The sequence below is a fragment of the Dechloromonas sp. ZY10 genome, from assembly GCF_041378895.1.
In the GTDB taxonomy this organism is placed as follows: domain Bacteria; phylum Pseudomonadota; class Gammaproteobacteria; order Burkholderiales; family Rhodocyclaceae; genus Azonexus; species Azonexus aquae.
Map to the genome: position 1 here is coordinate 2,751,159 of NZ_CP144212.1, position 20,453 is coordinate 2,771,611.

At 62.9% G+C, this 20,453-nt stretch carries 26 protein-coding genes; 7 read left to right on the forward strand and 19 right to left on the reverse strand.

Annotated elements, in window-relative coordinates:
• Positions 1–12 precede the first annotated feature (12 nt).
• A complete protein-coding gene (locus VX159_RS12480) occupies positions 13–1,170 on the forward strand; it encodes a Do family serine endopeptidase (RefSeq protein WP_371323216.1) in 1,158 nt (385 codons plus the stop codon).
• A gap of 41 nt (positions 1,171–1,211) precedes the next feature.
• The gene (locus VX159_RS12485) at positions 1,212–2,033 is read left to right on the forward strand and encodes a class II glutamine amidotransferase (RefSeq protein WP_371323217.1); all 822 of its coding nucleotides are present in this window, start codon (positions 1,212–1,214) and stop codon (positions 2,031–2,033) included.
• 115 nt (positions 2,034–2,148) lie between these two features.
• Here the strand turns inward: VX159_RS12485 and tatC are convergent, their stop codons facing one another.
• The 10 genes from tatC to hisB all read right to left on the reverse strand — a co-directional run bounded on the left by tatC (position 2,149) and on the right by hisB (position 7,662).
• Complete coding sequence (tatC, locus tag VX159_RS12490; RefSeq protein WP_371323218.1) at positions 2,149–3,000, reverse strand: twin-arginine translocase subunit TatC; 852 nt, start codon at positions 2,998–3,000, stop codon at positions 2,149–2,151.
• Positions 2,997–3,413, reverse strand: a complete 417-nt coding sequence (gene tatB / locus VX159_RS12495) for a Sec-independent protein translocase protein TatB (RefSeq protein ID WP_371323219.1) — start codon at positions 3,411–3,413, stop codon at positions 2,997–2,999. The genes tatC and tatB overlap by 4 nt, the downstream gene beginning before the upstream one ends.
• Positions 3,414–3,505: 92 nt before the next feature.
• The gene (gene tatA / locus VX159_RS12500) at positions 3,506–3,745 is read right to left on the reverse strand and encodes a Sec-independent protein translocase subunit TatA (protein ID WP_371323220.1); all 240 of its coding nucleotides are present in this window, start codon (positions 3,743–3,745) and stop codon (positions 3,506–3,508) included.
• A gap of 17 nt (positions 3,746–3,762) precedes the next feature.
• Positions 3,763–4,113: a histidine triad nucleotide-binding protein gene (locus VX159_RS12505; protein ID WP_371323221.1), complete on the reverse strand. Its 351-nt coding sequence runs from the start codon at positions 4,111–4,113 to the stop codon at positions 3,763–3,765.
• Complete coding sequence (locus tag VX159_RS12510; RefSeq protein ID WP_371323222.1) at positions 4,110–4,439, reverse strand: phosphoribosyl-ATP diphosphatase; 330 nt, start codon at positions 4,437–4,439, stop codon at positions 4,110–4,112. The genes VX159_RS12505 and VX159_RS12510 overlap by 4 nt, the downstream gene beginning before the upstream one ends.
• Complete coding sequence (gene hisI / locus VX159_RS12515; RefSeq protein ID WP_371323223.1) at positions 4,436–4,834, reverse strand: phosphoribosyl-AMP cyclohydrolase; 399 nt, start codon at positions 4,832–4,834, stop codon at positions 4,436–4,438. Before hisI ends, VX159_RS12510 begins: the two co-directional genes overlap by 4 nt.
• Positions 4,834–5,592, reverse strand: coding sequence for an imidazole glycerol phosphate synthase subunit HisF (hisF, locus tag VX159_RS12520; protein ID WP_371323224.1), 759 nt, complete (start codon positions 5,590–5,592; stop codon positions 4,834–4,836). Before hisF ends, hisI begins: the two co-directional genes overlap by 1 nt.
• 3 nt (positions 5,593–5,595) lie before the next feature.
• Positions 5,596–6,336: a 1-(5-phosphoribosyl)-5-[(5-phosphoribosylamino)methylideneamino]imidazole-4-carboxamide isomerase gene (gene hisA, locus VX159_RS12525; RefSeq protein WP_371323225.1), complete on the reverse strand. Its 741-nt coding sequence runs from the start codon at positions 6,334–6,336 to the stop codon at positions 5,596–5,598.
• A gap of 101 nt (positions 6,337–6,437) precedes the next feature.
• Positions 6,438–7,076 (reverse strand): imidazole glycerol phosphate synthase subunit HisH, encoded by a 639-nt coding sequence (gene hisH / locus VX159_RS12530; RefSeq protein ID WP_371323226.1) that lies wholly within the window; start codon positions 7,074–7,076, stop codon positions 6,438–6,440.
• Positions 7,069–7,662 (reverse strand): imidazoleglycerol-phosphate dehydratase HisB, encoded by a 594-nt coding sequence (hisB, locus tag VX159_RS12535; protein ID WP_371325522.1) that lies wholly within the window; start codon positions 7,660–7,662, stop codon positions 7,069–7,071. The genes hisH and hisB overlap by 8 nt, the downstream gene beginning before the upstream one ends.
• 159 nt (positions 7,663–7,821) lie before the next feature.
• Between hisB and hisC the strand changes: the two genes are divergently transcribed.
• The 3 genes from hisC to VX159_RS12550 are packed head-to-tail and all read left to right on the forward strand — an operon-like array spanning position 7,822 to position 9,528.
• Positions 7,822–8,901: a histidinol-phosphate transaminase gene (hisC, locus tag VX159_RS12540; RefSeq protein WP_371323227.1), complete on the forward strand. Its 1,080-nt coding sequence runs from the start codon at positions 7,822–7,824 to the stop codon at positions 8,899–8,901.
• Positions 8,902–8,908: 7 nt separating this feature from the next.
• A complete protein-coding gene (locus tag VX159_RS12545) occupies positions 8,909–9,295 on the forward strand; it encodes a Rieske (2Fe-2S) protein (protein ID WP_371323228.1) in 387 nt (128 codons plus the stop codon).
• Positions 9,292–9,528, forward strand: a complete 237-nt coding sequence (locus VX159_RS12550; RefSeq protein WP_371323229.1) for a hypothetical protein — start codon at positions 9,292–9,294, stop codon at positions 9,526–9,528. Before VX159_RS12545 ends, VX159_RS12550 begins: the two co-directional genes overlap by 4 nt.
• Here the strand turns inward: VX159_RS12550 and VX159_RS12555 are convergent.
• The 6 genes from VX159_RS12555 to VX159_RS12580 all read right to left on the reverse strand — a co-directional run bounded on the left by VX159_RS12555 (position 9,513) and on the right by VX159_RS12580 (position 16,042).
• Positions 9,513–12,512 carry a PAS domain S-box protein gene (locus tag VX159_RS12555; protein WP_371323230.1) on the reverse strand — a complete coding sequence of 1,000 codons (3,000 nt, stop codon included), beginning with the start codon at positions 12,510–12,512 and terminating at the stop codon, positions 9,513–9,515. The two genes, VX159_RS12550 and VX159_RS12555, sit on opposite strands and share 16 nt — an antisense overlap.
• A 113-nt stretch (positions 12,513–12,625) precedes the next feature.
• Positions 12,626–13,141, reverse strand: coding sequence for a chromate transporter (locus VX159_RS12560; protein WP_371323231.1), 516 nt, complete (start codon positions 13,139–13,141; stop codon positions 12,626–12,628).
• 9 nt (positions 13,142–13,150) lie between these two features.
• Positions 13,151–13,735 (reverse strand): chromate transporter, encoded by a 585-nt coding sequence (locus tag VX159_RS12565; protein WP_371323232.1) that lies wholly within the window; start codon positions 13,733–13,735, stop codon positions 13,151–13,153.
• A gap of 18 nt (positions 13,736–13,753) precedes the next feature.
• On the reverse strand, positions 13,754–15,058 hold the full coding sequence (gene hisD / locus VX159_RS12570) for a histidinol dehydrogenase (RefSeq protein ID WP_371323233.1): 1,305 nt from the start codon (positions 15,056–15,058) through the stop codon (positions 13,754–13,756).
• The gene (gene hisG / locus VX159_RS12575; RefSeq protein ID WP_371323234.1) at positions 15,059–15,703 is read right to left on the reverse strand and encodes an ATP phosphoribosyltransferase; all 645 of its coding nucleotides are present in this window, start codon (positions 15,701–15,703) and stop codon (positions 15,059–15,061) included. It abuts the gene before it with no gap.
• 132 nt (positions 15,704–15,835) lie between these two features.
• Entirely contained in the window at positions 15,836–16,042 is a 207-nt protein-coding gene (locus VX159_RS12580; RefSeq protein WP_371323235.1) for a cold-shock protein, read from the reverse strand.
• 551 nt (positions 16,043–16,593) lie between these two features.
• Here VX159_RS12580 and VX159_RS12585 point away from each other — a divergent pair.
• Both VX159_RS12585 and VX159_RS12590 read left to right on the forward strand, forming a co-directional pair.
• Complete coding sequence (locus VX159_RS12585) at positions 16,594–16,908, forward strand: chorismate mutase (protein ID WP_371323236.1); 315 nt, start codon at positions 16,594–16,596, stop codon at positions 16,906–16,908.
• Between the two features lie 13 nt (positions 16,909–16,921).
• Positions 16,922–17,815 (forward strand): DMT family transporter, encoded by an 894-nt coding sequence (locus VX159_RS12590; protein ID WP_371323237.1) that lies wholly within the window; start codon positions 16,922–16,924, stop codon positions 17,813–17,815.
• Positions 17,816–17,898: 83 nt separating this feature from the next.
• Here the strand turns inward: VX159_RS12590 and VX159_RS12595 are convergent, their stop codons facing one another.
• The 3 genes from VX159_RS12595 to VX159_RS12605 are packed head-to-tail and all read right to left on the reverse strand — an operon-like array spanning position 17,899 to position 20,374.
• Positions 17,899–18,651 (reverse strand): flagellar brake protein, encoded by a 753-nt coding sequence (locus tag VX159_RS12595; protein ID WP_371323238.1) that lies wholly within the window; start codon positions 18,649–18,651, stop codon positions 17,899–17,901.
• Positions 18,648–19,502, reverse strand: coding sequence for an NAD(P)-dependent oxidoreductase (locus VX159_RS12600; protein ID WP_371323239.1), 855 nt, complete (start codon positions 19,500–19,502; stop codon positions 18,648–18,650). Before VX159_RS12600 ends, VX159_RS12595 begins: the two co-directional genes overlap by 4 nt.
• Complete coding sequence (locus VX159_RS12605) at positions 19,499–20,374, reverse strand: NAD(P)-dependent oxidoreductase (RefSeq protein ID WP_371323240.1); 876 nt, start codon at positions 20,372–20,374, stop codon at positions 19,499–19,501. The genes VX159_RS12600 and VX159_RS12605 overlap by 4 nt, the downstream gene beginning before the upstream one ends.
• Between the last annotated feature and the right edge of the window lie 79 nt (positions 20,375–20,453).

The following is a 20,453-nucleotide window of genomic DNA, read 5'->3' on the forward strand; positions in this document are numbered from 1 at the left end:
CAATTTCCCTTCATGCACAGGTTGTGGCTGATTTTTGCACAAACAGTAACGGTTGCGGTGGCCGTACTTTTTGTCGTCTCGACCTTGCGCCCCGACTGGTTGCCATCACGCCGACCGCTTGCCATTATCGAACAGGCGCCAAGCGGTAGCCATGAAGACGACAAGGCCGCCCCGGCCGGTTCATATCGCGATGCCGCGCGTGCCGCACTCCCTTCGGTTGTGCATATCTACACCACCCAGCAGGTACGCAGCCCGCGCCATCCGCTGTTTGATGACCCGATCTTCCGCCATTTTTTCGGCGACCGCCAGGATGGGCCGGAACAACGCAATGCCGGCCTCGGCTCGGGGGTAATAGTCAGCCCCAGCGGCTACATCCTGACCAACTACCACGTGATCGAGGCTGCCGACGACATCCAGGTCTCGCTCAACGACGGCCGCACCTACAAGGCGCGCAGCGTCGGCAACGACCCTGAGTCCGATCTTGCGGTGCTCCAGATCCGCACCGACAAGCCACTGCCCACGGTGACCTTTGGCCAGATTGATGCATTGCGGGTTGGCGACGTCGTGCTCGCCATTGGCAATCCATTCGGCGTCGGGCAAACCGTGACCATGGGCATTGTTTCGGCGCTGGGGCGCTCACACCTGGGCATCAACACCTTCGAAAACTTCATCCAGACCGATGCCGCAATCAACCCCGGCAACTCCGGCGGCGCGCTGGTCGATGCCCAAGGCACTCTGGTCGGGATCAATACCGCGATCTATTCGCGCACCGGCGGCAACCACGGCATCGGCTTTGCGATTCCGGTCTCCAGCGCCCGCAGCATCATGGAACAAATCATCCAGAATGGCGCGGTCACGCGCGGCTGGATCGGTGTCGAGGCCCAGGAAGTTACGGCCGAACTGGCCGAATCCTTTGGCCTTCCCGACACCGAGGGCGCGCTGATTGCCGGCGTCGTCCGCAATAGCCCGGCCGAACAGGCCGGCATTCGCCCCGGCGATGTCCTGCTTGCGGTCAACGGCAAAGCCGTCAAGGATCCGCAGGTCATGCTCGAACTGATTGCCGCACTCAAGCCGGAAGAAAAAGTCGGCTTCCGCCTGCGCCGCGACAAAACCATCCTCGAACTGACGGTGCGGATCGGCAAACGCCCGACCGCCCGGGTCGAACGCTAGTTCCGCCCTTTTCGCCAACCCTCTTTCGCTGCGACTCCGCCATGTGCCAACTGCTCGGCATGAACTGCAATGTCCCGACCGACATCTGTTTTTCCTTTACCGGCTTCCAAGCTCGCGGTGGCGCTACCGACGTCCACTCCGACGGCTGGGGCATCGCCTTTTTCGAAGGCAAGGGTCACCGACTGTTTCTTGACCCGCAACCTTCCTGCACCTCTCCGGTTGCCGAACTGGTGCGGCAATACCCGATTCGCTCGAAAAATGTGATTGCCCATATCCGCAAGGCTACCCAAGGGGCAGTTGGGCTGGAAAATACGCACCCCTTCGTTCGTGAACTATGGGGGCGCTACTGGACTTTTGCCCACAACGGCAATCTGCTCGACTTCCAGCCGGAACTGGACGGCAGCTTTGTGCCGGTCGGCCTGACCGACAGCGAAAGGGCGTTTTGCTGGCTGCTGCAACAACTACGCCAACGTTTCGGCGCGACACCGCCCGACGATGCCGTGCTTTTTGCCGAAATTCACCGGTTGACCGTGGAAATCGCCCGTTCCGGCGAATTCAATTACCTGCTCTCGAATGGCGACTGGCTACTCGCCCATGCCTCGACGCGCCTCAGCTACATCGTGCGCCAGGCTCCCTTTGCCGAGGCACACCTGACCGATCAGGATGTCAGCATCGACTTCAGCGAAGTGACCACCGACCGCGACCGCGTGGCAGTGATCGCCACCCAGCCGTTGACCGATAACGAGGCCTGGACCGCGATGCCGCCGGGCAGCCTGTGGTGGTTTGCCGAAGGCGAGGTGCGCGCCCAACGCATCACACTCCCTGGGCCGGAACGGAAATCCCCCGCAGCGCCAACCGCCTGAGCAAAAAACAACGAAAAAGGCCTCGGCCAGGATCGGCTGCCGGTGAAGCACTGCGGCCGGATAAACCGGCCGCACTCGCAATGGAAAGGCGTTAACCGCCTGTTGCCGTCACCACTCAAGGGCCAGAGAGTTTGCGAAAATCCTCTTCGGCCTTGTCCAGTTCGGCGGTCAGCTCGGCTTGCTGGGCTTGCCCTGCGGCGGTTTCGCTTTTTTCAACCGCAGGCGCGTCGACCGTAGCAGGCGGCGGCGCACTGACCAAGCGCGAAACCAGGATACCCAATTCATAGAGCAGGCACATCGGAATCGCCAGCGCGAGTTGCGAAACCACATCCGGCGGCGTGACCACGGCAGCAATGACAAATGCCGCGACGATGAAATAGGAACGCCACTCGACCAGCTTGTCGACCGTGACCACGCCCAGCTTGACCAGAACGACCAGCGCCACGGGGACCTCAAAGGCAATCCCGAAGGCCAGGAACATGGTCATCACAAAAGACAGATAGGCCTCGATGTCCGGCGCCGGAGTGATGCTTTTCGGAGCAAAGCCGGCGATGAAACTGAACACCTGACCAAACACGAAGAAGTAGCAAAAGGCCATGCCGAGCATGAACAGCACGGTGCTGGAAACAATCAGTGGCAGCCCCAGGCGCTTTTCATGATCGTAAAGCCCCGGCGCGACGAAGCCCCACACCTGGAACAGGATGAAGGGCAGGGCCAGTACGAAAGCCACCATCGCGGTAACCTTGAGCGGCACCATGAACGGCGTGATCACGCCGATCGCGACCATCTTGGTGCCCTCCGGCAAGGCTTGCGTCAAAGGCGCTGCCAGCAGGTCATAAATGGCCCCCGGACCGGGGTACAAGCAGAGTGCGCCCATGATCACGCCTACCGCGATCAGAGAACGCAACATGCGATCGCGCAACTCGATCAGGTGCGAGATGAAGGATTCTTCGGGTGCGTCAGTCATGCTGTCTTGTTGTCGCCTGCTGGCCCGGAAGCCAGCGGTGCAGTGCTCGGCAACGGGACCGGCGTTACCGCCGGGGCCACCGCCAATGATTCATTCAGCGTGGATTGCAGGTCACCGACCGCCGCCTGGACGCTCTCGACCGGCGCGGCTACCGCACTACGTGCGGAGTCATACTCCTTGCGCACCGATTCTTCGAGTGAGCGAGCCGACTCGGTCACCTGAGACTGCAGTTTTTTTAATTCATCCAGCTGAATCTCGCGATTGATGTCGGATTTGACGTCATTGACATAGCGCTGGGCACGCCCGAGCAGATGCCCGAGGGTGCGCGCCACCTTGGGCAGTTTTTCGGGACCGATCACCACCAGGGCAACGATCCCGATTACCAGAAGTTCCGAAAAGCCGATGTCAAACATGGTTGTTTAGGAGTCGGGATCAAGGATTAAGCATCGAGGATTCGGGGAACAGATTGCCTGCTCCTCAATCCTCGATCCTGCTTTGTCCGCCCTTAGCCTTTCGTCTTTTCCTTGACTTCGACGTCGATGGTCTGACCACCGGCCACCTGCTGCGGCGCAGTGGATGCGGCAGGCTGGGCGGCATCGCCACCGTTGGCTTCCTTCATGCCATCCTTGAAGCCCTTGACCGCACCACCGAGATCCTGGCCGATGTTGCGCAATTTCTTGGTCCCGAAGACCAGCATGACGATGACCAGAACGATCAGCCAGTGCCAGATGGAAAAGCTGCCCATTGAATTTCTCCTGAAGCTTAAACGCGTTTGAGCATCGGACCGACCGGATCCGGGCCGCCGACGATATGCATGTGCAGGTGCGGCACTTCCTGCTGCCCCACACGACCGGTGTTGATGATGACTCGGAAACCATCCGGACTGCCTTGAGCCACCGCAATTTCATTGGCCTTGGCCAGCATTTTGCCGAGCACCGGGGCATCTTCCGGTGAAACCGTGGCCAGCGACGTGATGTGCTTTTTCGGGATCACCAGGATATGCACCGGACGCGCCGGATGGATGTCCTTGAAAGCGAGAATATCGTCGTCCTCATAGACCTTGGAAGATGGGATTTTCCCTTCCACGATCTTGCAAAAGAGGCAGTCGCTCACTTGTTCTGGCTCCGGGCAGCCTTTTCATCGATCCCGGAAATACCTTCGCGACGGCGCATTTCCTGCGACACGTCTTCAATCGACAGGCCGTAAAAAGCCAGCAATACGAGAATGTGATAGATCACATCGGTCGATTCCCAGACGACCTTGAGGCGCTTGCCTTCCTTGCCGGCCATGATCAACTCGGCGCATTCTTCGCCGATCTTCTTCAGGATCGAATCCGGACCTTCGGCAAACAGCTTGGCCGTGTAGGACTTCTCCGGGTCGGCATTGCGGCGCGAAGCCAGGGTCTCGGAGAGACGATGCAAAATGTCATGCGTGCTCATTGATAAATATCCTTCGGGTCTTTGATAACCGGATCAACGGGAACCCAGCGGTCCCCCTGCAATTCATTGAAGAAGCAACTGGCGCGGCCGGTATGGCACGCAATACCGCCAACCTGTTCAATGGTCAGCAACAATACGTCGCCGTCGCAATCGGTACGAATCCCGAGAATTTTCTGGAAATGCCCGGATTCCTCGCCCTTGCGCCACAAGCGGCGGCGCGAACGCGACCAGTAAACAGCATTGCCGCAGGCCAAGGTTTCGGCCAGCGATTCGCGATTCATGTAGGCAAACATCACGATCCGCCCGGCGGCATCCTGGGCAATCGCAGGAATCATCCCGTCGGCGTCCCACTTCAGCGCCTCGTAAAGCGGCAGCGAAGGATCGAGATCGGCCATTACAGGCGAACCTCGATGCCGCGCCCAGCCATGTATTCCTTGGCCTGACGCACGGTGTACTCGCCGAAATGGAAGATCGAAGCGGCCAGCACCGCATCGGCACGCCCTTCGGAAACGCCGTCAGCCAGATGCTGCAAGTTGCCGACACCACCGGAAGCGATCACCGGAATGCTCACCGCGTCGGAGACCGCGCGGGTCAGGGCCAGATCGAAGCCATTCTTGGTCCCGTCACGGTCCATGCTGGTAAGCAGGATTTCTCCGGCACCGAGGGCGGCGACCTTCTGCGCCCATTCGATTGCGTCGAGGCCGGTGTCGTTACGGCCGCCGTGGGTAAATACATGCCATTTGCCCGGTGCCACCTGCTTGGCATCAATGGCAACAACGATGCACTGCGAACCGACCTTGCTCGACGCATCGAACACCAGATCGGGGTTCTGCACGGCAGCGGTATTCATCGACACCTTGTCGGCCCCGGCATTGAGCAGCCGGCGCACGTCCTCGACCTTGCGCACGCCGCCACCGACGGTGAGCGGAATGAACACCTGCTCGGCACAGGCTTCGACGATGTGCAGGATGATGTCGCGCTGATCGCTGGAAGCGGTGATATCGAGGAAGGTGACCTCATCGGCCCCCTGCTCGTTGTAACGGCGGGCGATCTCGATCGGATCGCCGGCATCGCGCAGACCGACGAAATTGGTGCCTTTGACGACGCGACCGGCGGTCACGTCAAGACAGGGAATGATGCGTTTGGCGAGCATGGCTCAGCGGCCCAACTCGTCAGCAAGCTTCTGAGCAGCGGCGAAATCGAGCGAACCGTCGTAGATGGCCCGGCCGGCGATGGTGCCGACTACGCCCTCGCCCTCGACCGCGCACAGGTTGCGGATGTCGTCGAGGTTGGACAGACCGCCCGAGGCGATCACCGGAATGGTCAAGGCCTGCGCCAGACGCACGGTGGCTTCGATGTTGATCCCGGAGAGCATGCCGTCGCGGCCGATATCGGTGTAGATGATCGACTCGACGCCGTAGTCCTCGTATTTTTTGCCGAGGTCGACCACGTCGTGACCGGTCAGTTTGGACCAGCCGTCAGTCGCTACCTTGCCGTCCTTGGCATCGAGGCCAACGATGATGTGACCGGGGAAGGCGGTACAGGCATCGTGCAGGAAACCGGGATTCTTGACTGCGGCCGTGCCGATGATCACATAGGAGAGGCCGCCGTCGAGACAGGCTTCGATGGTGTCGAGGTCGCGGATGCCGCCCCCCAACTGTACCGGAATCCGGTCACCGATTTCTTGCAGGATTTCCTTGATCGCAGCCGCATTCTTCGGCTTACCGGCAAAGGCACCGTTGAGGTCGACCAGATGCAGGCGACGGGCGCCCTGCTCCAGCCAATGGCGAGCCTGCTCGGCCGGGCTTTCGGAGAACACGGTCGCCTGCTCCATCAGGCCTTGTTTGAGACGCACGCACTGGCCGTCCTTAAGATCGATTGCGGGAATAATCAGCATGGGATTCAAACGAATGAGCGGAGGCGAAAATCGCTACCTGAGGGAAAGATTCTGAAGGAAAAGTTCTGGATTTGGCTTGAACACCGGGCGCGCCGATAAAATCAGGGACGCCACTCGACAAAATTCTTCAGCAACTGCAGGCCGTCACGGGCGCTCTTTTCCGGATGGAATTGAACCGCGAAGATATTATCCCGCCCCACCGCACAGGTAAAGGGGATGCCATAGTCACAGGTACCGGTGGTCAACTGCGGGTCGACATGCTGGACGCAGTAGCTATGCACGAAGTAAAACCGAGCCCCATCGGCAATGTTCTGCCACAGCACGTGCGGCTTTTGCCAGACGGTATTCCAGCCCATGTGCGGCACCTTGAGCCTGGCTCCGCTACGGTCAACCATTTTATCGGCCGGAAAGCGCAGCACCTGGCCGGGGAAGATGCCGAGGCCAGGAACATCGCCTTCCTCGCTATGTTCGAACAGCATCTGCTCGCCGACGCAAATCCCGAGGAAGGGCTTGCTCGCGGCGGCCTGGATTACTGCATCGCGCAGGCCACGCGCTTCGAGTTCGCGCATGCAGTCGGGCATCGCACCCTGGCCTGGAAAGACCACGCGGTCAGCGCTTGCCACCACTTGCGGATCGGCCGTGACGACGACGCTTGCGGCGCCGGCGACGTGCTCGATAGCCTTGGCCACCGAACGCAGGTTACCCATGCCATAGTCGATAACGGCAATCGTCTCAGCCATTGAGCGTCCCCTTGGTCGAGGGCATCAGGCCAGCCATTCGCTCGTCCGGCGTTACCGCCATGCGCAGTGCGCGGCCGAAGGCCTTGAAAATGGTCTCGGCCTGGTGGTGCGCGTTCTGGCCACGCAGGTTGTCGATATGCAGGGTCATCCCGGCGTGATTGACCAGTCCGTGGAAGAATTCGCTGAACAGATCGACGTCGAAACTGCCGATCGTCGCCCGCGTGTACTCGACGTTGTAGGTCAGCCCCGGACGCCCGGAGAGGTCGATCACCACCCGCGACAAGGCTTCATCGAGCGGCACATAGCTGTGCCCGTAGCGGGTCAGCCCCTTCTTGTCGCCCCAGGCCTTGGCCAGCGCCTGACCGAGGGTGATGCCAAGATCCTCGACGGTATGGTGCGCGTCGATATGCAGGTCGCCGTTGGCGACGATATCGAGGTCGATCAGGCCATGCCGCGCGATCTGGTCGAGCATGTGGTCGAGAAAGGGAACGCCGGTGGCGAACTTGCCCTGGCCGCTGCCGTCGAGATTGACGCGGACGGTGATCTGCGTTTCCAGGGTATTACGGGTAACTTCGGCTTGCCGCATGTTGAGTCGAAAGTAAGGAGTCAGGCGTCGCGGGAAAGTGCGACGAAAGGGCATGATACCATTTCGTTTCGCAATCCCCCCAACGAATCCCCCTAACGACAGCGCAGCCAGCGGCCGGAAAGTTTTGTGCCACGACTGCCAGCCTCTCGATTGAATACCATGAGCCGCTTCTGGAGCCAGGTCGTCCGCGACCTCACCCCCTACGTCCCGGGCGAACAGCCCAAGATCGCCAACCTGATCAAGCTCAACACCAACGAGAACCCCTATCCGCCGTCGCCCAAGGCGCTGGCCGCGATCCAGGCCGAACTCGGCGACGATGCCGCACGCCTGCGCCTCTACCCCGATCCCAACGCCGACCTGCTCAAGCAGGCGGTGGCCCGGCGTTACGAGGTGACCCCGGCACAGGTCTTCGTCGGCAACGGTTCCGACGAAGTCCTGGCACACGCCTTCCAGGCGCTGCTCAAGCACGATGCGCCAATCCTGTTCCCGGACATCACCTACAGCTTCTACCCGGTGTATTGCGGGCTCTACGGCGTGGACTACCGCTGCGTGCCGCTGGCCGACGATTTCACCCTGCGCCCGGCCGACTATGCACCCGTCCACGGTCAACGCCACGGCGGGATCATTTTTCCCAATCCGAATGCGCCGACCGGCCGCCTGCTGGCGCTCGACGCAATTGCCGAAATCGCCGCCGCCAACCCTGATTCGGTGGTGATCGTCGATGAGGCCTACGTCGACTTCGGCGGTGAGACGGCGATTCCGCTGACCGCCCGCTTCGACAACCTGCTGGTCATCCATACCCTGTCCAAATCGCGCTCACTGGCCGGGCTGCGGGTCGGCTACGCAGTTGGCCATCCAGCGCTGATCGAGGCGCTGGAGCGGGTCAAGAACAGCTTCAACTCCTACCCGCTCGATCGCCTGGCGATTGTCGGCGCGGTCGCCGCCATCGAGGACGAAGCCTGGTTTGCCGACTGCTGCCGCAAAGTCATCGCCAGCCGCGACGTGTTGAATGAGCAACTGGCCGGACTCGGCTTCGAGGTCCTGCCCTCCGGCGCCAACTTCGTCTTCGCCCGCCATCCGCAACGCGACGCCGGCGAGCTGGCCAAGGCCCTGCGCGAGCGCAACATCATCGTCCGCCATTTCAAGCTGCCGCGCATCGACCAGTTCCTGCGCATCACCGTCGGCACCGATAGCGAATGCGCCGCGCTGGTTACCGCCCTGCGCGCCATCCTCGGCTGACCCGGACATGAGCGAGATCGCTGCCTGGCATCAGGTACCCGGCGCCCCGGCGCCGGGCAGCCGCCTCGGGCTCGTCGACGAACTCGCCGACGGCGCCGCCGCGCTGCACGCACTGGGCGACCCGGCCCAGCCGTTCCGCTACATCCTGCTGCGCAGCGGCGAGCGGATTTACGCCTACGTCAATCGTTGCGCCCACTTCGGCGTACCGCTGGCCAACAAGCTCGAACACCTCGGGGTCAAACCACACAGCAGCATCCACTGCTGCGTACACTACGCCCGCTACCGCTGGCAGGATGGCTATTGCGAGTACGGCGACTGCGTCGGCGAATCGCTGCTGGCGATCCCGGTGTCCATCGTTGCCGGTGAAATCCTGATCGCGGAGCAAGCAAAATGACGCAAAACTTTCAGCCTGCAACCGACCCGGCCCTGATCTGGCGCCGCCCCGACGGCTCGGTGGTCGCTTGTACCGAAAAGATCAAGGTCCTGCGGGAAAATCTCGAAGAGTTGCGCCAGATGGCGCAAGATGCCTTTGAGGACGCGCTGCTGATGGAGTGCGACGAAGCCCAGATTCGTGCCGTCTTCGCCGCTGTGATCAGCGAACTGCACAATCCTTATTGCCCGGACTGAGCCTGCCGCTCGCGACTCAGCCAATCAAGCAGCGTGGAAAAGAGCAACTGCGGGCTGACCGGCTTCCCGACATGCGCATTCATCCCCGCAGCCAGGCATTGCTGACGATCCTCGTCGTAAGCATTGGCGGTCATCGCAATCACCGGCGTCGTCCGGTTCGGGCCGCTCGCCCGGATCGCCTGCGTTGCTTCGAGGCCATTCATTTGCGGCATCTGCACATCCATCAGGATCAGCGCATATTTTTCGGCTGCCGCCCGCGCTACCGCCGTCTGCCCATCGCCGGCCAGATCGACCTGCAGCCCGGCCTCCTCGAGCAAAGTCCGCGACACCTCCTGATTGACCGGCTCGTCCTCGACCAGCAACACCCGGCACCCGGAAAATTCCCGCCGCAGCACCTCCTCGGCCGCCAGTTGCTGCGGTCGGGCACGCCTTGGCGGGGCGGCCTCAGCAAGCGCCAACCGGGCAGTAAACCAGAAACAGCTACCAGCGCCGGGCACGCTCTCGACCCCCACGTCTCCGCCCATCAGACGGGCCAGCCGCTTGCTGATGGCCAATCCGAGACCCGTCCCGCCGTACTGGCGAGCGAGCGAATTGTCCGCCTGCTCAAAGGCTGAAAACAGGCGTGGCAAGACCTCGGGCGCAATCCCGATCCCCTGATCGCGAACCTCGCCGCGCAGCTGCAAGCTGCCGGCGGTTTCAGCAATCAGCGACAGGCGCAGGACGATCTCGCCCCGGTCCGAGAACTTGATTGCGTTGCCGGCAAAATTCATCCAGATCTGGCTCAGGCACTGAGCGTCGCCCAGCACTTGCTGGGCCGCCAGTGCTGGCGCGGTCTCCACCTGCAGCACCAGCCCCTTGTCCTCGGCCGCGTGGGTCAGCACTACCTGCAGCTTGTCGAGGACCTCGCCCAGGCGAAATGGCGCATGGGCCAGCACGAACCGGCCGGCTTCGATTTTGGACAAATCGAGAATATTGTTGATGATTCCCAGCAAATGCCGCGAGGCATGGTCGATCTTGCCCAGTTGATCGAGCAGGCGCGGCTCGCCGCCCCGCCGCATGGCCAGCGCCACCATGCCCATGATCGCGTTCATTGGTGTACGCAACTCATGGCTCATGTTGGCCAAGAATGCGCTCTTGGCGCGACTGGCTGCCTCGGCCGCATCCCTGGCCTCAACCAGTTCTGCCGTCCGCTCGCTGACCCGCTGCTCAAGCTGCGCGTTCAGTGCGCTGATCGCCTGCTCATGCCGCTTGCGCTCGCCGATTTCACGAATGAACACGGGAAACAAAGACTCCTCCGGCAAATAGCCGACCGAAATCTCGACCTCGATCAACGAACCGTCCTTGCAGCGATGCCGCGACTCGAAATTCGCCCCGCCGGAGGCAACCACCTGCTGCATGCGCTGCTCGATAATCGCCAGATCGTCGCTGGCATCGATTTCGGGCACACTGAGCTGCAGCATTTCCTCCTGCGTATAACCGAGCATCGAGCAAGCGCGCAGATTCACCTCGCGCAAGCGGCCGCTGCGGCAAACCAGCCAGTAGCCATCGAGCGCGGTCCGCAGAATCTGCTCGTTACGGTCGGCGACCTGCTTGCGTTCGGTAATCTCGACCGCGACGCCGCCCACGCAGCGCTCCCCGCCGCGCCCTTCGAATACGAACTTGTTGGTCAGCCACCAGCTACGACGGCCATCCGGTGTCACCGCCAGTTCAACCAGTTCATGCGTTCCGCCCCGGGCAAGCAGATCCATGTCGCTTTTACGAAACGCATCGGCAATTTCTGCGGGCCAGATTTCACGTTCACAACGTCCGAGCACCTGCTCGGCAGACAAGCCGAAATGACGCAAAAAATTATCGCTGGCGAACAAATGGCGCCCATCATCACGCTTGAGCCAGGCAATGATTGCACTATTGTCGAGGAAGGCGCGCAAGCGCCGCTCGTTCTCACTGCTGGCATCGAGCATGGCATTGAATTCGTCGGCCACCGCCTGCACCTCGCGCGGCCCTTCGCGGCGTGCCCGCGCTGGCTGACCGGCATGAACCGCCCGGGCCACGTCGGCCAGATCAATCACCGGCCGGGCGATGCTGCGGGCAATCCACAGCGACACCGCAGCCAGCAGACCGAGCAGCAAGAGCAGAACCACCGCCGCCAGCATCGCCTGCTGCTGCGCCCGAGTGTAAATCTGTTCAACCGGGATGCCGACAAAGGCAGTCCACCCTGCCTCGGGCAACGGGCGCACGGCAAAGAAGCGGCGCACGCCATCGCTTCCTTCGGCCTCGAATTCACCTTCCCGCAACTGCATTCCCCGCGCCACTGCAGGCAGACTCAGCTTACGCCCGACCATCCCGTCCGGATCCACATTGCGCCAGACCAGCACCCCGTTCGCGGCGACAAAGCCGTAGCGGCTGTCAGCGGGCAAAATGCCGTCGGGCAACTCGGGATCGAAAGCCGCCAGATCCAGCGGCAAATGCACGCCACCGGCAAAATGCCCCCGCTCATCAAGCACCGGCATACTGAGCACCGATACCCATTTCTGGCTGATCGGCCCCCAGTGCGGCAGGCCAACTGCAAAACGCCCCTGCGCGGCAAAATCGGCGAACCACGGCATGCTGCCGACGCTGGGCAGGGAACGCCCCGAATGATTTAGCGCGGAACACAGGGTTTGCCCGGAAAGATCAGTCGATGCGACATTCGAGTACGCCGGCGACAAGGCAAACAACTCCCCCAGCAAGGGATCGCACTGGCGCGCATCAAGGCGCCTGACCAAGGGTCGGGCGGCCAGCATTTCGAGGGTTTGGCGCGCCTGAGCGATACGCTGGCCGGTGTTATTGACCATCACTCCGGCCAGCAGCCGCAACGAGGCCTTGGTGCTGTCGATCTGCTGCAACATCTGCTGGTGCACCGTGTAGGCGATCAAGGCGGCCAGTGGCAGAGCCAGGGCAACAACCAGCAGGAGCAGACGGGAACGGATCGAATAGGCGCGCAAGTCGGCTCCGGCAAAAACGGTTCTGATGAGCAGTTCAGAATACCCCGCAGGCAGAGCGATGAAAAGCCTCGCCGTCTACGCGAAATGGCACTTTTCTATCGTTCCTGGCTGGCTTACACCCAGCCCAGCGCCCCGCATACGGCGCCAGCCGCGATCAACCACAGCGGATGCCAGCGGGTGCGCAGGCTGAGCCAGCCGGCCAGCACCACCAGCCCCCACGCCCCCGGCCCGAAAGCCGCCGCCTGGGCGATCAGGGTGGCGCCGGAGAACACCAGCCCGACCGCCAGCGGTGCCACGCCAAGACTCACCGCCTGTTGCCAGCGGCGGCCGGCAAAGCCCTGCCAGCGGTCGATCAGCAGGTAAATCAGCACGCTCATTGGCAGGCACATCGCCAGCGTCGCCACCGCCGCCCCGGCCAGGCCGGCGATCTGCCAGCCGATCAGGGTCACCACCAGCACGTTCGGCCCCGGTGCGGCCTGGGCAATCGCATAGAGATGGGTGAAGGTGGTGTCGTCGAGCCAGTGATGCTGTTCGACCACCACCCGGTGCATTTCCGGCAGCAGCGCGGTGGCACCGCCGAAGGCGACGAAGGCGAGAATGGCGAATTCGCGGAACAGGTCGAGCAGCATCGGCGCCCCTCAGTTCCGCCGCCGGCCGAGCCGGGCATAAGCCAGCGAACCTGCTGCCAATAGGCCAGCGAGCATCACCCAGGGCAAGGGCCAGCGCAGGCCGGCGATGGCCACCACGGTCAACGCGGTAAAGGGCAGGAAAAGGAATTTATCCTTGAGTGCCGTCGCCATCCGCCAGGCCATTGCGAACAACAAGCCAACGCCGACTGCGGCAATTCCGCGCAACAGCCCCTGCGCACGCGGCAATCCGCCCCAGGTGTCGTAAGCCAGTGCCAGCAGCAGCACGATCAGGAAGGGTCCGAGCAAGAGGCCGAGCGGCGCGACGCAGGCGCCGGCCAGGCCGCCGTAGCGTTTGCCGACGACCACTGCAAGGTTGATCACGTTGGGGCCGGGGAGGAACTGGCAGAGGCCGAGCTGGGTATTGAACTCCTCGGCCGAGAGCCAGCCCTTGTCCTCGACCAGCAGGCGCCGGGCAAAGGGCAGCACGCCGCCGAAGCCGGAGAGGCCGACGCTTGAGAAGCCGAAAAAAAGCGCCCGGAGATCCGGGCGCGGGCGGCCACCGGGATGGGCGGCGGCGTTTTCCTCGTTATTCACGGTCGACCGTGAAAACGCTCAGTTTTCCAGGCGCAGCCGCGCCGACGCGGCGTGGGCCGGCAGGCCTTCGCCATCGGCCAGGGTGCCGGCGATGCGGCCCAGGGTCTGCGCTCCGGCTTTGGAGACCTTGATCAGGCTGGTGCGCTTCTGGAAGTCGTACACGCCGAGCGGCGACGAGAAGCGCGCCGAACCCGAGGTCGGCAACACGTGGTTGGGACCGGCGCAGTAATCGCCGAGTGCTTCCGAGGTGTAGTGGCCGATGAAGATGGCCCCGGCGTGGTGAATCTTCTCGACCCAGGGATCGGGATCGGCCAGCGCCAGTTCGAGGTGCTCGGGGGCAACGCGGTTGGCGATCGCCACCGCCTCGTCCATGTCGCGGACCAGGATGAAGGCACCGCGATGGGTCAGCGAGGTACGGATCACTTCCTGGCGCGGCATGGTCGGCAGCAGCTTCTCGATGCTGGCCTGCACGCGCTCGATAAAAGCGGCATCGGTACAGATCAGGATGGATTGCGCCAGTTCGTCGTGTTCGGCCTGCGAGAAGAGATCCATCGCCACCCAGTCCGGATTGCCGGAGCCATCCGACACGACCAGAATTTCCGACGGGCCGGCCACCATGTCGATACCGACGATACCGAAGACGCGGCGCTTGGCGGTGGCGACATACGCGTTGCCCGGGCCAACGATCTTGTCCACCTGCGGCACAGTCTGCGTACCGTAGGCCAGCGCACCGACCGCCTGCGCACCGCCCATCGTGAACACGCGATCGACGCCAGCCAGGCAGGCAGCGGCCAGCACCAGCGGATTCTTCTCGCCGCCCGGCGTCGGCACCACCATGATCAGTTCCTTGACCCCGGCGACCTTGGCCGGGATCGCATTCATCAGCACCGATGACGGATAGGCCGCCTTGCCGCCCGGCACGTAAAGACCGACACGGTCGAGCGGGGTGATCATCTGGCCGAGCATCGTGCCGTCGGTCTCGGTGTAGGACCAGCCATCCAGCTTCTGCCGCTCGTGGTAGGCGCGAACGCGGCTGGCGGCGGCTTCGAGTGCCGCGCGCCGCTCGGCGGACAGGCCGGCCAGCGCCGCTTCCAGCTCGCCACGCGACAGTTCGAGCTCGGCCATCGTCCCCGCCTGCAAGCGGTCGAAACGATTGGTGTACTCGACCACGGCGGCATCGCCCCGCGCCTTGACATCAGCCAGGATGCCGGCAACGGTGCGCTCGATGTTCTCATCGGCCGCTGCCTCAAAGGCAAGCAGGGTTTTCAGTTTTGCCGAAAAGTCGGCGTCGACCGTGGAAAGACGCTGGATATTGACCGTCATTTACTTCTCCGCCGCCTGTTCAAAGGCATCGATGATCGGTTGCAGGGTTTCGCGCTTGACCTTGAGCGCCGCCTGATTGACCACCAGGCGCGACGAAATTTCCATGATGTGCTCGCAAGCCACCAGCTTGTTGGCCTTGAGCGTGCCGCCGGTGGACACCAGATCGACAATCGCATCGGCCAGCCCCGCCAGCGGCGCCAGTTCCATTGAACCGTAGAGCTTGATCAGATCGACGTGCACGCCCTTGCTGGCAAAGTGCTCGCGGGCGGTCTTGATGTACTTCGAAGCGACCTTGAGGCGTGCGCCCTGACGCACGGCGTTGGCGTAATCAAAACCTTCCGGCACCGCGACCATCATCCGGCACTTGGCGATATTCAGGTCGAGCGGCGCGTACAGCCCTTCGCCGCCATGCTCGATCAGCACATCCTTGCCGGCCACGCCGAGGTCGGCGGCGCCATATTGGACGTAGGTCGGGACATCGGTGGCGCGGACGATGACCACGCGCACATTCGGCTGATTGGTATCAATGATCAGCTTGCGCGAGGTTTCCGGGTTTTCGGTCGGGACAATGCCGGCCGCCGCCAGCAGCGGCAGGGTTTCGTCGAAAATGCGGCCCTTGGAGAGGGCGATGGTGATGCCGGTCACGGGAAGCTCTCGGGGAGAAAAAAAGCGATTTTACCGCAAAGCAGCAAAAGCCCCTGCCCCCGACCGGCTATGGCCGCGATAGAAAAACAAAAAGCCCGGACAACCGGGCTTTTCAGCAGAACAAGAAAACGCTTAGGCGATCTTGTTGATGTTGGCAGCTTGCTTGCCCTTGGGGCCGGTAACGATGTCGAAAGTCACCTTTTCGTTTTCAGCCAGGGACTTGAAACCATTGCCTTGAATTGCGGAGAAATGGGCAAAGACGTCTTCGCCGCCGTCGGACGGGGAAATGAAACCAAAACCTTTAGCGTCGTTGAACCATTTAACGGTGCCAGTTGCCATGAACAGCTTCCTTCGAAAAAACATTTGGATAAAACAGATCGCCAGCGGCGACCGGGTAGTACGAGAATCAAGCAGAGGAGCTGAACAGACCGGAATGCACTGAGCACAAGGCTACGGGCGGTACTGCGAGGCGCAAAGCCTGGAAATCCCGAGCCCGCAGTATGCGGCGAGATCGCCGACTTGAACAGTCGTTTTTTCAGCATTTTTGCGGTCGACCGTAAAAATGCGCAAAAACGACGCCAAATACAACACCGCCGGAGACCCCGCCCCTTCCGGCTTCTGCCGCCGGAACGATGCCGGGCACGATGGTGTTGACGCCGGAACGCCGGCACCGGCACAATCAAAACATGCTTATGTCGATTTCCCTGCTGCCTACCTGCTACCGCTTCGCCACCCTGCGCCGTCCGTGCGTCTGGTGCCGTCCGGCACGTCTGCGGCCGCAGCGGGACTGAAACCGGTCCCCCTGCCGGAAATCCTCCCCCAGGCCGCGGAATCTTCCCGCGGCCTTTTTGTTTTTTCTCTTCCTTTTTTCACCCACCCGGAGATTCACCATGGAATGCACTTCCCTTGCCGCCGTTCGTCAGCAGATCGACCGCATCGACCGGCACCTGGTCAGCCTGCTCGCCGAGCGCGGCGGCTATGTCCGCCAGGCCGCCCGTTTCAAGACCGACGCCGCCGCAGTCGCTGCACCGCAGCGGGTCGCCGCAGTTCTCGCCCGTGTCGATGCGCTGGCCGCAGAGCTCGGTGCCGACCGCCAGGTCGTTGCCGCCGTCTGGCGCACGATGATCGATGCCTTCATCGTCGCCGAACAGGCCGCGCACGCCGCCTTGCATCCACCCACGCCCACCCCGCTCAACAGCGACTGAACCGGAGCCTGCCATGTCCATACCCGCCGCCTACCTCGGCGTTGTCCTGATCTGGTCTACCACCCCGCTTGCCATCCAATGGAGCACTCAGGGGACCGACTTTGCCTTTGCTGTCTTCCTGCGCATGCTGATCGGCTGCCTGCTTGCCGCGACCCTCGTCGCCGCCTGGCGCATCGGCCTGCCGCTGCATTCCCGCGCCCGCCGCGCCTATCTGGTCGGCGGCCTCAGCCTGTTCGTGGCGATGAGCCTGACCTACTGGGGCGCCCGCCACATCCACTCCGGCCTGGTGTCGCTGATTTTTGGCCTTGCCCCGCTGCTGACCGGGCTGTTTGCCCGCTACTGGCTGCCCGGGCAACCCCTGCACCGCCACGAATTGCTCGGCGCCGGCCTGGGCGTCGGCGGCCTGGCGCTGATTTTTGCCGCCGGCCGCCAGATCGGCGATGAATTGTTCATCCACGGCCTGCTGGCCCTGCTTGCTGCAACGGCGATCTACTCGGCCGGACTGGTCGGACTCAAGCGGATCGGCGACGACAGCCCGCCGCTGGCAACGACCCTCGGCACCCTTGCCGTTGCCCTGCCGCTGTTCGGGCTGCTCTGGCTGCACGAAAGTGGCGGCGACTGGGCGCTGCCGCCGGCACGCAGCCTGGCCGCCATCGTCTATCTCGGGGTATTCGGTTCGGTGCTCGGCTTTGCGCTGTATTACTACGTGATCAAGCACCTGGCGGCCGCACGGGTGGCGCTGATCACCCTGATCACGCCGGTGCTGGCGCTGCTGCTTGGGCACTGGCTGAACGGCGAGGAAATCGGACTGCGGATTGCTGCAGGCACGGCGCTGGTGCTCGGCGGCCTGCTGCTGCATCAATGGCCGCAATTGCAGCGCAGTCTGCGCCCGGCTGCGGCCCGCTGAAACCGGTGCAAAAGCGGCATCTGCCACGGTCGACCGTGGAAAAGCAGAAAAAAGGCCCCGCAGCATTGCGGGGCCGCTCGGGCTTACATCAGTTCGCGGCGCTCACGCTCAAGACGATCGATGTAGCGCTGAATCCGTCCTTCCTCTCCGAAAGACAGGCCGATGAACTGCAGGCCGATGCGGAAGACCTTGCTGCCGCTGCGATTCTCGATTTCGGCAATCCGCCGCAACACGATCTCGATGTCGAACTCGCGGGGATCCTCGGGCAGGAAGAACTTGCCTCGCCCAAGCTTGATCCCCGGCGCATCGAGACTGGGCGGTACGGTTTCGGCATTGAGCCCGATCCCGGCAACCGACAGATCGTAGATCGGAAGCGACAGCGGGCTGCCGTCGGGCAGCTTGAAATCGAACATCAACGGCTTGCCGCGCGGGGTATGCACGCGGAAGTATTCGCGCCGCTGCACCCGCATCAGCGACTTGGGCAGCGCCACCGAAAAAGCCTTGTCGCCCTGATAGGCAACCAGCGACGGGGCCGGTGTCTGGAACTGGACGCGAATGCCGCCCGGCTTGCCGGCAAAGGTCAGGCGATCGGCATTCTGCAGGCGCCGATTGATGTCGGAACTACCGCTGATGTCGAAAATCAGCCGTTCGTCGTCGGCATCGACCGCCAGCAAGGTGGTCAGATACATATCGTTGGCGTTGCCGCCAAAAAATACCGTGAACTGGTCGCGCTCCTTGATGAAGCCGGTCAGCATGAACTGCACCGAGCGCGTGCCGCTGACGCGGTAGCGGTCGTCGTCGAGTTCCGACGGACTGAGCAAGGCCATCTGACTCATACGCCCTCCAGTACCCGCAACAGGGACGACGTATCGTCCTGCCCCCACCCCTGCGCCATCAGGGCGTTCAGTTGCTGCGCAACAACCGCCGTCAGCGGCGTCGCGACACCGCTCCTGCGGGCGGCATCCAGCACCAGGCCGAAGTCCTTGTGATGCAGACGTGCCTCGATCCCGGCGGCAAAATCGCGGCGAACCATGCGTTCGCCCATTACCTCGAGCACCCGTGACGCGGCCGAACCGCCTGCCAGCGCCTGCTTCGCCCTGGCCGGATCGACACCTGAGGCTGTCGCCAGCCGCAAGGCTTCGGCCACCGCCTCGATGGCGGCGACCATGATCATCTGGTTGCAAGCCTTGGCGACCTGGCCAGCGCCGTTGGGGCCGACATGGACAATGCGTTTACCGAGGCATTCGAGCAAAGGACGAACCCGTTCGAGCACCGCCGCCTCGCCGCCGGCCATGATTGCCAGCGTAGCGTCGATGGCACCCTGAACGCCACCGGAAACCGGCGCATCGAGCATGGCGATGCCTTTTTCGCCGAGACGGGCGGCGACTTCGCGCGCGGTCTCCGGGGCGATGGTCGAGCAATCGACCAGCACGCTGCCCGGGGCCATGCCCTCGATCAGGCCGGCAGTGCCAAGAGCCACTCCGGCCACATCCGCGCTCGACGTGATCATGGTAAACACCACCTCGCACTGGCGCCCGAGCTCGGCCGGCGTGGACCACGCCTGCGCCGGCAGGTCGCCGATACGATTTGGATTGCGTGCCCAGACGTGAAGTTCATGCCCGGCACGCTGCAAATGCAACGCCATCGGGCGCCCCATCACGCCAAGACCGATGAAACCGACTTTCATGCCTGCCCCGACAGCCCTTCGAGCAGCTTCAGCACGGCAATCGAGTCTTCCTCGCCGAGCCCTGAGCCGACCATCGCCGCAAACATCTGCCCGGCCATCGCCGAACCCGGCAGATACAAGCCCAGTTCGTGCGCGGTCTGCATCACGATATTGAGGTCTTTTTCGTGCATCCAGCTCTTGAAGCCGGGCTTGAAATTGCGGTCAAGCATGCGTTGACCGTGGTTTTCGAGAATCCGCGAGTAGGCGAAGCCGCCGAGCAGCGCCTCGCGCACCTTGCCCCGGTCGACACCGTTTTTCGAAGCAAAAGCGAAGGCTTCTGCCACGGCCAGCACGCCCATCCCGGTCACGATCTGGTTGGCCGCCTTGGTCACCTGCCCGGCGCCGGAGTCGCCAACATGGACCACGTTCTTGCCCATGCATTCGAAAGCCGGCAAGGCGCGGGCAAACGCCGCCTCGGAACCGCCGGCCATGATCGAAAGGTTGCCGGCAATCGCCCCAACCTCGCCGCCGGACACCGGCGCATCAATGAAGTCGATGCCCTGCGCCGCCAGGTCCTCGGCAATCTTGCGCGCGGCCGACGGGGCGATGGTGCTCATGTCGACCGCAACCAGACCGGCCGCCGCACCCTGCGCCACGCCCTGGGCGCCGAGCATGACTTCGCGCACATCCGGGGCATCGGCCACCATCGAGATCACCAGGTCCTGCCCCGCTGCCGCAGCGGCGGGGCTCTCGGCGGCACGTGCGCCGGCGTCGAGCAAAGGCTGCATCGACTCCGGCCGCCGCGCCCAGACAGTCAGCTGATGGCCGCCGCGCAACAGGTTGAGCGCCATCGGGCGCCCCATGATGCCGAGTCCGATAAAGGCGATTTTCATATACCGGGTTCCAAGTGAACAAGCTGAAGATTCTACCGCGAACTCCAGCGCCGGGGGAGCCCGCGCACCGCCCGCCCGA